10 protein-coding genes are annotated in these 11955 nt (G+C 36.1%); 8 read left to right on the top strand and 2 right to left on the bottom strand.

What is annotated here, in order from left to right; genetic code table 11:
• Positions 1–38 precede the first annotated feature (38 nt).
• A complete protein-coding gene (locus EQG63_RS04880) occupies positions 39–614 on the bottom strand; it encodes a MarC family protein (protein WP_129434995.1) in 576 nt (191 codons plus the stop codon).
• 108 nt (positions 615–722) lie between these two features.
• Between EQG63_RS04880 and EQG63_RS04875 the strand changes: the two genes are divergently transcribed.
• Together EQG63_RS04875 and EQG63_RS04870 are read left to right on the top strand one after the other, a co-directional pair.
• Positions 723–1439 (top strand): DUF4412 domain-containing protein, encoded by a 717-nt coding sequence (locus tag EQG63_RS04875; RefSeq protein WP_129434993.1) that lies wholly within the window; start codon positions 723–725, stop codon positions 1437–1439.
• A 41-nt stretch (positions 1440–1480) separates the two neighbouring features.
• The gene (locus tag EQG63_RS04870; RefSeq protein ID WP_129434991.1) at positions 1481–2047 is read left to right on the top strand and encodes a DUF3109 family protein; all 567 of its coding nucleotides are present in this window, start codon (positions 1481–1483) and stop codon (positions 2045–2047) included.
• 1 nt (position 2048) lies between these two features.
• On the opposite strand, the gene EQG63_RS04865 is transcribed toward EQG63_RS04870, so the two are convergent.
• Positions 2049–2264 (bottom strand): hypothetical protein, encoded by a 216-nt coding sequence (locus EQG63_RS04865; protein WP_129434989.1) that lies wholly within the window; start codon positions 2262–2264, stop codon positions 2049–2051.
• Between the two features lie 454 nt (positions 2265–2718).
• Between EQG63_RS04865 and EQG63_RS04860 the strand changes: the two genes are divergently transcribed.
• From EQG63_RS04860 to EQG63_RS04835, 6 genes are all read left to right on the top strand, one after another.
• Positions 2719–3696 carry a ribonucleotide-diphosphate reductase subunit beta gene (locus tag EQG63_RS04860; protein ID WP_129434987.1) on the top strand — a complete coding sequence of 326 codons (978 nt, stop codon included), beginning with the start codon at positions 2719–2721 and terminating at the stop codon, positions 3694–3696.
• Positions 3697–3876: 180 nt separating this feature from the next.
• A complete protein-coding gene (locus tag EQG63_RS04855; protein WP_129434985.1) occupies positions 3877–6300 on the top strand; it encodes a ribonucleoside-diphosphate reductase subunit alpha in 2424 nt (807 codons plus the stop codon).
• Between the two features lie 111 nt (positions 6301–6411).
• Positions 6412–6636: a hypothetical protein gene (locus tag EQG63_RS04850; protein WP_129434983.1), complete on the top strand. Its 225-nt coding sequence runs from the start codon at positions 6412–6414 to the stop codon at positions 6634–6636.
• Positions 6636–7079 (top strand): GNAT family N-acetyltransferase, encoded by a 444-nt coding sequence (locus EQG63_RS04845; protein ID WP_129434981.1) that lies wholly within the window; start codon positions 6636–6638, stop codon positions 7077–7079. Before EQG63_RS04850 ends, EQG63_RS04845 begins: the two co-directional genes overlap by 1 nt.
• Positions 7080–7126: 47 nt before the next feature.
• Positions 7127–8467 carry a deoxyguanosinetriphosphate triphosphohydrolase gene (locus tag EQG63_RS04840; RefSeq protein ID WP_129435283.1) on the top strand — a complete coding sequence of 447 codons (1341 nt, stop codon included), beginning with the start codon at positions 7127–7129 and terminating at the stop codon, positions 8465–8467.
• A gap of 77 nt (positions 8468–8544) precedes the next feature.
• Complete coding sequence (locus EQG63_RS04835) at positions 8545–11910, top strand: PA domain-containing protein (RefSeq protein WP_129434979.1); 3366 nt, start codon at positions 8545–8547, stop codon at positions 11908–11910.
• Positions 11911–11955: the final 45 nt, after the last annotated feature.

Genomic DNA, 11955 nt, shown 5'->3' with positions numbered 1-11955 from the left:
TCAAACTAAATTAGGCAACAAATTTAAAGCTTTTCAAACTAAACAAACAAGGCTTTAACATTAGCGGCAAATAATTTAACAGCAATAGCCAATAAAATTACCCCGAAGACTTTTCTGACTACACCCAAACCTGTCTTCCCTAACATTTTTTCAATTTTCCCAGACAATTTCAGAACGATATAAACAATAACTATATTGATCAAAATCGCAATCACAATATTAATCGATTGGTATTCGGAACGTAAGGATAACAAAGTGGTCATGGTTCCGGCACCAGCAATTAGAGGAAAAGCAATTGGAATTATACTGGCCGTTTTAGGTTCTTCATCTTTATAAATACTAATCCCTAAAATCATTTCGAGCGCTAAAAAGAAAAGCACAATCGATCCTGCAACGGCAAACGATTTTACATCGACGCCCATAAATTTCAGTATTCCTTCTCCAACAAAAAGAAACGTGATCATAATAAGTCCCGAAACCAAACTGGCTCTTTCCGAATTAATATGCCCCAATTTATTACGCAAGTCGACTATAATAGGAATAGTTCCTACAATATCGATTACAGCAAACAAAACCATTCCTACCGTAAAAATTTCTTTCCAATCAAAATTCATAAGATGTATTTTCAAACAAATATATTCCAAATTTTCTTAATAAATTAATGAACTGCTATCGGATTTATGCTTAACTTTCGTTTCCATTTCTAATTTTAATCATGGATTATGAAAGCAAAAACGTATTTTATTTATTTCGGATTGATAGTATCTTTAACCGGTGTTGTTTCGGCACAAAAGCCAAAAATGAATATGGAAGACCTCATGAATTTGAGCAAAAACAAGGTGGATGCTTCAAAAATCCCTGATAAATATACCTTTAGCTGGAAATATGCCATGCAAATAACTTCCGACAAAGGCAAAGAAATTGTTTTTGACTATTTCCTTGAACCTAATGCCACTTATTATGGCGCCAATATGAATAAAGCAGGAGCTTCGGCAATGTTTATGATCATGGACACCAAAAACAACATAAGCATTTCCACTTTTGGGAAAGACGGAAAAAAAATGGCTATGGTTAGTAAAGTCCCAGACTATTCCAAAATGGTAGACGACAAAACCAAAAAAGTAAAATACAAAGCCATACCTAGTAAAAAAATATTAGGTTTTAATTGCAAAGGAATGCAAGCAACTAACGACGAAATGGAAATGGTATTGTATTACACTACCGAAGCCAAAGTAAGCTTTACTAATGTTTTTAAAATGAATCAAAATGGAGGAATGCCCGATGTTTTTAAAGACTTAGTAAAACCAAATGAAAAACCACTATTAATGGAAATGAATTACAAAGATTTAAAAAACAAAAGTAAAACGACTACAATGAAATGCATAGAACTAAACAAAGAATCGTATACATTTAATAAATCGGACTACAAGTTTATGTAATTAATCTTTGTACTTTTGCGAAATTAAACAAAACCGCAATAATGTTTCAATTAGGCAAAACCATCGTCTCTGAAGATATTCTCGAAAAAGAATTTGTATGCAACCTCACCGCTTGTCACGGAGCCTGTTGTGTAGATGGGGATGCTGGTGCCCCACTGTTACAAGAAGAAACCGCTATTTTAGAAACCATCTATCCTAAAGTAAAGCCTTTTCTTCGTCCTGAAGGCATTGCTGCTATTGAGGCACAGGGCACTTGGGTAAAAGGGACCGATGGCGATTTAGAAACGCCATTGATTGACAACAAAGATTGTGCTTATGTAATTTTTGATGGCAAAACAGCACTTTGTGGTATCGAACAAGCTTATAACCAAGGAATAATCGATTGGAAAAAACCTGTTTCTTGTCACTTATACCCTATCCGTGTAAAAGATTTTAGCAGTTTTCAAGCTGTAAATTATGACCGTTGGGACATTTGTTCTCCTGCCTGTTCTTTAGGAAAAGAATTGGAAGTTCCGGTTTATAAATTTGTAAAAGAAGCATTAGTGCGTCGTTTCGGAAATGAATGGTACGAAGAACTTGAAAAAGTAGCGGAGGACCTAAAAAAATAATTTACTGACGAAAATAAAAAGAAGCTGCTGTATTCGTTACAATATCTTCTTGCCGTTTCTCCTTTAATAAATCTTCCGTAGACTTGGTATTTTCTTTTAATGGCAATCCTTTTTTATCTTTAGAACCACGCAAAGTTGACAATTGAATCACATTAGAAATCCCTATCAAAACAATCAAAAAAAGAAAGTATAGATTATAGGAATTTTTAAGAGTCATTGTACAGTTATTTTAAATTTAGATTCCAAATTTATAACCTAACTTTTTAAAATTAAAATTTAATCGACCACGCTTTAATATTTTCGATAAAACACATAAATATTTAAAAATGAATGGTTTACATTCGTTAAAATTCACCAAATTTAGTTAGACACTAAACAAAGCTATACATTCATTAAAAAAACAACAAAGCTTTCGTTTATAACCCTCTTTTTTATAAAAACTCAACCCCTTATTTTACAATACTTCAGCAAAAATTACGTTTCTATATAATTGACTTTCAATACAATACAAACAAAGTCTCAAATCAATTAAAAGCGTTCGTTTGTTAAAAACTCAAGGCAATTGTGAATAACTATGTCTTTCATTTTCGGTTTCAAATTTGAATCTTTGTAAACCCCAATTGAAGCAAAAAAAACATTCATTTTCTAAAACTATAATTTTAAGCATAGCTATGGCTACTATCGAACCCATTTTACAAGAAAACAAAGACCGATTTGTCATCTTTCCAATCAAACACCACGATATTTGGGAATGGTACAAAAAAATGGAGGCCAGCTTTTGGACTGCTGAAGAAATCGACTTGCACCAAGATTTAGCCGATTGGAATAATAAATTAAGTGCTGATGAAAAATATTTCATCAAACATATATTAGCCTTTTTCGCCGCTTCAGACGGAATTGTAAATGAAAATTTAGCAGAAAACTTCGTGAATGAAGTACAATATGCCGAAGCGAAGTTCTTCTATGGTTTCCAAATTATGATGGAAAACATTCATAGTGAAACGTATTCGTTATTGATTGACACGTATGTAAAAGACGAAGCCGAAAAAGCAGAATTATTCAATGCGTTGGAAATCTTTCCAGCCATCAAGAAAAAAGGTGACTGGGCTTTAAAATGGATTGAATCCGATTCGTTTGCAGAACGCCTAATTGCCTTTGCTGCCGTGGAAGGAATTTTCTTCTCTGGAGCATTTTGTTCTATCTACTGGTTGAAAAAACGTGGTTTAATGCCAGGATTGACTTTCTCAAACGAGCTAATTTCTCGTGACGAAGGTGTACACTGTGATTTTGCCGTGCACTTACACAACCACCACTTGGTTAACAAAGTGCCAAAAGCAAGAATTAGAGAAATTATTGTAGACGCATTAAATATCGAACGTGAGTTCATCACCGAATCACTTCCAGTGAGTTTGATTGGAATGAACGCTACTTTAATGACACAATATTTAGAATTTGTGGCCGATAGATTATTAGTAGAATTAGGTTGCGATAGAGAATACAACTCATCCAACCCATTCGATTTTATGGATATGATTTCGTTACAGGGGAAAACGAATTTCTTTGAAAAACGTGTGGCTGAATACCAAAAAGCCGGCGTAATGAATACCGATTCTGAATCTGGGAAAATCAGTTTCGACGCAGATTTTTAATATAACCGTTGGTTTCGAGAGCCTCAACCGACGTATCGTGTATTGTTGTCTGAGGTACTCGAAGACAGCTATAAAAAATAAAACGCATCCAAAGGTCGGGAGACTTGCGTTTTTAGAGTTAAAACAAATAAATAATCAGAGAGCAGAGAAGGGATTGTCTGTTATCAAAAACTAAAACTTATGTACGTAGTTAAAAGAGATGGCCACAAAGAGCCAGTAATGTTCGACAAAATCACAGATAGAATTAAAAAACTATGCTATGGTTTAAATGATATGGTGGATGCAGTAAAAGTAGCCATGCGTGTTATTGAAGGATTGTATGACGGGGTAACCACTTCCGAATTAGACAATCTTGCCGCAGAAACCGCTGCTTCTATGACGGTATCACACCCAGATTATGCCCAACTAGCCGCTCGTATTGCAATTTCTAACTTACACAAAAACACCAACAAATCATTCTCCGAAACGATGAATGAAATGTTTCACTATGTAAATCCTAGAACCAACCAAGAGGCACCTCTTTTATCAGAAGAAGTACACAAAGTAATTATGGATAATGCCGAGTTCTTGAACTCACACATTATCTACAATCGCGATTTCAATTACGATTATTTCGGATTTAAAACTTTAGAGCGTTCGTACCTATTAAAAATTAATGGTAAAATTGTAGAACGCCCTCAACATATGTTAATGCGTGTTTCCGTAGGAATTCACTTAAACGACCTAGAATCTGTAATTGAAACCTACGATTTAATGTCGAAGAAATTCTTCACCCACGCTACCCCAACTTTATTTAACGCAGGAACTCCAAAACCTCAAATGTCGTCTTGTTTCTTACTTTCGATGCAAGATGATAGTATTGACGGAATTTACGACACGTTAAAATCAACCGCTAAGATTTCACAATCAGCAGGTGGAATCGGATTGTCTATTCACAATGTACGCGCTACCGGTTCTTACATTCGTGGCACGAACGGAACGTCTAACGGAATTGTCCCTATGTTACGTGTTTTCAACGATACCGCTCGTTATGTAGACCAAGGTGGAGGAAAACGTAAAGGAAGTTTTGCGATTTATTTAGAAACGTGGCATGCCGATATTTTCGATTTCTTAGACTTGAAAAAGAATACCGGAAAAGAAGAAATGCGTGCGAGAGATTTATTCTTTGCGATGTGGACTTCCGATTTGTTCATGAAACGTGTTCAGGAAGATTCGACTTGGACTTTAATGTGCCCGAACGAATGTCCTGGATTGTATGATGTTTATGGAGATGAGTTTGAAGCCTTATATACGTCTTACGAAGCGCAAGGAAAAGGTCGTAAAACCATCAAAGCACGTGAATTGTGGGAGAAAATCCTAGAATCACAAATTGAAACAGGAACACCTTATATGTTGTACAAAGATGCCGCGAACCGTAAATCGAACCAAAAGAATTTGGGAACGATTCGTTCGTCTAACTTATGTACGGAAATTATGGAGTACACTTCTGCTGATGAAATTGCAGTATGTAACTTGGCTTCCATTTCATTACCAATGTTTGTTGACAACGGACAATTTAACCACGAATTGTTATACAATGTAACCAAACGCGTGACTCGCAACTTGAATAAAGTAATCGACAGAAATTACTACCCAGTAAAAGAAGCCGAAAATTCTAATATGCGTCACCGTCCAGTTGGATTAGGCGTACAAGGATTAGCCGATGCTTTCATCTTATTGCGTTTGCCATTTACTTCGGATGAAGCTAAAAAATTGAACCAAGAAATCTTCGAAACGATGTATTTCGCAGCAGTTACTGCTTCTATGGAAATGGCAAAAGAAGAGGGTCCGTATTCATCATTCCAAGGCTCTCCAATTTCTCAAGGAGAATTCCAACACAATTTGTGGAACATTAAAGACGAGGAATTATCAGGAAGATGGGACTGGGCTTCACTTAGAAAAGAAGTAATGAAGCATGGAGTACGTAACTCTTTATTAATGGCACCAATGCCAACGGCTTCTACCTCTCAAATTTTAGGAAACAACGAAGCTTTTGAACCTTACACGTCTAACATTTATACGCGTCGTGTATTATCAGGGGAATTCATTGTGGTAAACAAACACTTATTAGAAGATTTAGTAAACCGTGGTTTGTGGAACGAAGATTTGAAACAACAAATCATGCGTCACAACGGTTCGGTTCAAAATATTGATGCCATTCCAGCCGATTTAAAAGAATTGTACAAAACGGTTTGGGAAATGTCGATGAAAGACATTATCGACATGTCGCGTCAACGTGGTTATTTTATTGACCAATCACAATCTTTGAACTTGTTCATGGAAGGTGCCACGTATGCCAAATTAACGTCGATGCATTTCTATGCTTGGCAATCAGGATTAAAAACAGGAATGTATTATTTAAGAACCAAAGCTGCAGTAGATGCGATTAAGTTTACCTTAAATAACGACAAAAAAGAAGAACCAATCGCGGTGATAGAAGAAGCTCAAGCGGTGGCTATGGAAGTCGTAGCCGAACCTGCTCCAATGAGTGCTGAAGAATACCGCGCGATGATAGAACTAGCTAAAAACGCTGGCCCAGAGGATTGTGAAATGTGTGGCTCTTAATTCACGCTGTAACGATCAACATTATTTTCAAATACCACCGAAAACAGCCATCAGAAGATGGCTGTTTTTTATTTCACAAATTCGTACCTTTGAAAAAATAATCAGAATACAATGTCAAAAGATAAAAAAGGAGTTTACACAGGTAAAATAGAAAAAGATGCAGATGGAAATTACTTCTGTGGCAAATATTTATTGGATTATCAATACACCGAAAAGAATTTCAAAATTGGCGATGAAGTCAATTTAAAAACCGTAATCGAAAACCCAAGTGATAAGAGCTATGACAAATACCCAAAAAAATCACGTAATTTCTTTTTGGCCAACGATAAAAAATAATGAAACTGGTTCGCACTACTTCAGACAATCCAGATTTCAAAAAGCTTTCTGCTCTTTTTGACGAGTACTTAGTGGATATTGATGGCGACGAAAGAGACTTCTTTGCTTTTTACAACAATGTCCAATTAGAACACGTGTTAGTGATTTATGAAAATGAAATAGCAGTAGGTTGTGGAGGATTCAAAAAATTTGACGAACATACTGCCGAAATCAAACGTATGTTTGTCCACCCCGACCAACGAGGCAAAGGAATTGCTAGTTTAATTCTAAGCGAATTAGAAAGCTGGGCCAAAGAAGAAGGTTTCAACTCTTTTATTTTGGAAACTTCACCAAAACTAACTTCCGCTATTGCTCTATACAAAAAAACAGGTTATCAATTAATCCCTAACTACGGACAATACATCGGTGTAGAAAATAGCATCTGCATGAAGAAAGAAAATTAAAAGTTTGTACATTCGTACTCTAACTTGAAATTTCACACTTCCAAATGATGCACTGGGAACAATTATTATCACTTAAACGCCAAGGCGACACCAGCAAACGATTACGAAAAGAACAAGACGATACCCGTTTGGGCTTTGAAGTCGATTATGACCGAATTATCTTTTCGGCTGCCTTTAGAAGTTTACAAGATAAAACCCAAGTAATTCCGTTATCCAAAACAGATTTCGTACACACAAGGCTAACCCACAGTTTAGAAGTTTCGGTAGTCGGACGTTCTTTAGGACGATTGGCTGGAAAAAAGATTTTAGAAAAATACCCCCATCTACAAGAAATACATGGGTACCATATGAATGATTTTGGCGCTATTGTTGCCGCTGCAGCACTGGCTCATGACATTGGAAATCCACCCTTTGGACATTCGGGAGAAAAAGCCATTGGCGAATATTTTTCGATTGGAAAAGGACAACAATACAAAGACCAACTGACCGATAAAGAATGGCAAGATTTAATTGATTTTGAAGGCAATGCGAATGGCTTTTCAGTAGTCACCGGTTCGCGACCAGGTGTAGAAGGCGGATTACGATTAACTTATGCTACTTTGGGCGCTTTTACCAAATATCCGAAAGAAAGTCTGCCCAAAAAACCCACAAAAAATATTTCCGATAAAAAATACGGTTTTTTCCAACAAGACAAGGAGTTCTTCAAAGAAGTAGCCTCCGATTTAGGTTTAATTCCAAACAAAACTGGAAATGACATTGGATACGAAAGACATCCGTTGGCCTACTTGGTTGAAGCTGCCGATGATATTTGTTATACAATTATTGATTTTGAAGATGGAATCAATTTAGGTTTGGTTTCGGAAGACTATGCATTAGAATATCTGATCAAATTGGTAAAAGATTCTATTGATGCTACAAAATACAATGCCCTAACTACGAAAGAAGATCGTATTAGTTATTTACGTGCCTTAGCTATTGGAAGTTTGATAAACGATGCCGTTACTGTTTTTGTGGAAAATGAAGAAGCAATTTTACAAGGAAAATTTCCGTTTGCCTTAACCGACAAAAGTAAATATCAAGCCCAAATGAATGACATCATCAAATTGAGCGTCAAAAATATTTATCAAAGTAGAGAAGTCATCGAAAAAGAAATCAATGGCTATCAAATCATTAACAATCTACTAGATAAATTTATTACCGCGTATAACAACAAACACGAAGGTAAGGCGACCAATTTTGACAACCTTCTTTTAAAGGTGCTACCCGAAAAACATCATGTAGAAAAAGACAGTCTATACAAGCGACTCTTACATATTTGTCATTTTGTTTCGATGCTCACAGATGGCAACGCTTTACTATTTAATAAGATGATTTCTACAAATAGTTGATATTTAGCTAAAAAATAAAAATAATACCAAATAATTACTATATTCGCAAATTAAACCAAAAGTAAATAATAAAAATTATGAAAAGAAACTTACTTTCTATGATTATTGCTTTACTTGTTTTTGTTACTGGTTATTCTCAAGAAAAACAAGAACCAATTACTAAAAAAACCAAAAACAACAAAGAAGTTGTGGTGTCAAACGGTAATTTAACAAAACAACAAGCAGCAGAATTGCGTAAAAAGCACGCAAATCATTTAGCAAAAAGCCCTATTAATAAAAATTTCTACTTGTCAAAAAGTGAAAGAAAAGCTGCTGGTATTCCACCAAATAAATACATGGAACAACAGTATTTATTAAAAATGGATCCAAACACAGGAAGACCTTCTGCAGAAAATCTTCAAATTATTAGACAGCAACTGGAAAAAGAAAGAGCGCTTGCCGCTCAAAACAGAATACCAGGAGATGCAGTTGGTAATGCATGGATAGAACGTGGTCCTAACAATGTTGGTGGACGTACTCGTGCCATAATGTATGACCCAGTTGTAGGAGGAAACGCAGTTGTAGCTGGTGGAGTGAGTGGTGGTTTATGGAAAAATGCCGACATTACTTCAACCGGAGTTTGGACTAGAGTTTCGACTTTCCCTGAACATGTTAATGTACAAAATATCACTGTTGACCCTAACAATTCTAGCATTTGGTACGTAGGTACTGGTGAGACTTATGTTGGTGGAGATGTAAACGGAAATGGCGCATGGAAAACCACTGATGCTGGTGCTACATGGACACAAATTTATGGTGGTGGAACTACAACAACTACACAAAGTAATTCTTTCAATTTAGAAGTTACGGGATCAACTAATCCAGCTTTAAACAGAGGATATGGAACAGTTGTGGCAACGGCTTTTGGACCAGCACTTACCAATATGACTTACCCACTTGCACTTATGGACGATGCAACAGCTCCTATTACAGATGCTTGCGAGGCAGTTGTAGGAACTCCTTACACTAACAAAATCGTATTGATTAGAAGAGGGTCATGTTCTTTCGAATCTAAAGTAGTAAAAGCTCAAAATGCAGGTGCAAGAGCTGTTATTATTATGAATAACGTACCTGGAGGTCCAGTTGGAATGGCCGAGGATGCTGCAGAAACTGCAACTATACCTTGTGTTATGATTTCTATGGAAGATGGTGATTTATTAGAAGCGAATTTTACAGGAAATGCAACTTTAAGACCAACAGGTGTAGGTGAATTTACAGGAAAAGTAGTTTCTGGAATACAATTGATTAATGACATTGTAATTAAAAACAATGGAGGTAATTCAGATATTTATATGGCCGTTAGTGATGGTTTATATTCAAACGCAAGAGCTAACAATTTATTCGGAACAGGAAGTTACGGTTTATACAAATCAACAAATGGAGGGACTACATGGACAGCATTAACACTTCCAGTAGCACCAAGCGGAAACAGAACCTGTCCAAATGACATTGAAATTAGTACAAATGGAGACATTTGGGTAAGTTCAAGAGACAGTTGGACCTTTGGAGATGGAGGTGGAAAAGTATTCCGTTCTCAAAACAATGGAACATCATTCCAGCAAGTATATTCAGTTACGGCAAATGGAGGTGGTTCTCGTGTAGAACTAGAACCTTCTATTAGTGATCAAAACACTATGTACATTCTATCTGAATTAAATCAGGCTGATGCTGCAGCACCAACTATCGAAGTACAATTATTACGATCGGTTAATGCTACTGCTGCTAGTCCAACTTTTACAGCTATGGCATTGCCAGCTGGAAATGAAACAAGAGAAACTACTTATGGTTTTACAGGACAACAAGCTTTTTATGACTTAATGATTGAATGTGACCCAACGAACCCTGAAATTTTATATGTAGGGGGTATTGATTTATACCGATCTGCAAATGCAAAAACAGGAGCTACTGTGACTTGGACAGCTATTTCTGATTGGACTGCAAACGTGCACTCTGATCAACACGCTCTAACTTTCAAACCAGGCTCACCAAATACAGGTTTGTTTGGAAATGATGGTGGTGTTTATTACGGAAGTAGTTTATCTACTGTAGGAAATGCTGTAGCTAGAAACAACGGCTTTAACGTAACACAATTCGTTGGAGTAGCCGTTCAACCGAACGGAGTAACTGGTGCAGCCGGAGACTTCTTTGTTGCAGGAGCACAAGACAACGGTAGCCAATATTATTCTGGTTCTACAACTGCAGCAACTTCAACTACTGGAGCATCTGCAGGAGTAAATGGAACATTTGAAGTACAAGGTGGTGATGGTGGTAAACCAGTATTTTCACAAGATTCTGACAAATACTACATTACAAATTACGTATACAATAACACTATCAGATTTAGAACAATTGGTTCTGCTACAACAAGAACATTAAATGGTCTAGTTGCTGCTGATCAAGATATGGGATTATTTTACCCAGCAATGACTTTAGATAACACTAATGATATTTTATATTCTGATTTTACTGGAGGTACTCCAGTGTCTTATCAAGTTAGAAGATATACAAGTATCAAATCGGGTACTGTTACAAGAACAAATTTAAATTATCCAACTTTATTGAATAGTTATCCTACAGCAATAATCCCGGGTAAAGTAACTCCAACTACGCTTTATATTGGAACTATGAACAGTAGATTGTTGAAATTAACAAGTGCAAATACTGTTACTGCTGCTAACTCTACAAATGGTGTGGGATGGTCAAATATTTCTGGTCCTTCATTCGTAGGAAGTATTTCCGATATAGAATTTGGAGCTAACGACAATCAAATTTTCGTAACCATGTACAACTACGGAGTTAACAACATTTGGTATACACCAAATGGAGGTACAAACTGGTATAGAATTGAAGGAGATTTACCTGATTTACCAGTTAACTCAATTTTACAAAACCCATTAAATAGTGCCGAATTAATGATTGGTACTGATTTAGGAGTTTGGTATACAAACACTTTTAATCCTGCAGGATCTGCTGACCAAGCTCTAGCTTGGAGACAATCTTACAACGGAATGAGTAGTGTGAGTGTTGTAGATTTAGATTTACAAGCAAATTTACCAGCAGCACCAACAGCTTATAATGTATATGCTGCAACATATGGTAGAGGAGTATTTTCAGGACCATTAACCAACACTATTTTATCAGTTGATGAAAATGATGTTGTTGCTAAAACAATTGCCGTATATCCTACAGTAAATAATGGAAATGTTACTATCAGTGCCGATAAATCGTATGGAAAAACAACTTTAGAGTTATTTGACATTACGGGTAAAATCGTTTACACTAACACAATTGAATTAGATGCAAATTCTGATGAAGTTAATTTTGGCACTTTAAGTGCTGGAAATTACATCTTGAAAATGTCAGGAGCTGATTTTAAAACAACAAAACGTTTAATCATTCAATAACATTTTGTAAATATATTTAAAAAGGGTCTGTTACACACAGACCCT

The organism is Flavobacterium amnicola (genome assembly GCF_004122165.1).
GTDB lineage: Bacteria > Bacteroidota > Bacteroidia > Flavobacteriales > Flavobacteriaceae > Flavobacterium > Flavobacterium amnicola.
The sequence above is the reverse complement of the archived record's forward strand: the minus strand, read 5'-3'. Positions and strand labels throughout refer to the sequence as shown.

Excerpts from the sequence above, each read along its gene's own strand:
- EQG63_RS04880 (WP_129434995.1), bottom strand. The coding sequence starts at position 614 with ATGAATTTTGATTGGAAAGAAATTTTTACGGTAGGAATGGTTTTGTTT.
- EQG63_RS04875 (WP_129434993.1), top strand. The coding sequence starts at position 723 with ATGAAAGCAAAAACGTATTTTATTTATTTCGGATTGATAGTATCTTTA.
- EQG63_RS04870 (WP_129434991.1), top strand. The coding sequence starts at position 1,481 with ATGTTTCAATTAGGCAAAACCATCGTCTCTGAAGATATTCTCGAAAAA.
- EQG63_RS04865 (WP_129434989.1), bottom strand. The coding sequence starts at position 2,264 with ATGACTCTTAAAAATTCCTATAATCTATACTTTCTTTTTTTGATTGTT.
- EQG63_RS04860 (WP_129434987.1), top strand. The coding sequence starts at position 2,719 with ATGGCTACTATCGAACCCATTTTACAAGAAAACAAAGACCGATTTGTC.
- EQG63_RS04855 (WP_129434985.1), top strand. The coding sequence starts at position 3,877 with ATGTACGTAGTTAAAAGAGATGGCCACAAAGAGCCAGTAATGTTCGAC.
- EQG63_RS04850 (WP_129434983.1), top strand. The coding sequence starts at position 6,412 with ATGTCAAAAGATAAAAAAGGAGTTTACACAGGTAAAATAGAAAAAGAT.
- EQG63_RS04845 (WP_129434981.1), top strand. The coding sequence starts at position 6,636 with ATGAAACTGGTTCGCACTACTTCAGACAATCCAGATTTCAAAAAGCTT.
- EQG63_RS04840 (WP_129435283.1), top strand. The coding sequence starts at position 7,127 with ATGCACTGGGAACAATTATTATCACTTAAACGCCAAGGCGACACCAGC.
- EQG63_RS04835 (WP_129434979.1), top strand. The coding sequence starts at position 8,545 with ATGAAAAGAAACTTACTTTCTATGATTATTGCTTTACTTGTTTTTGTT.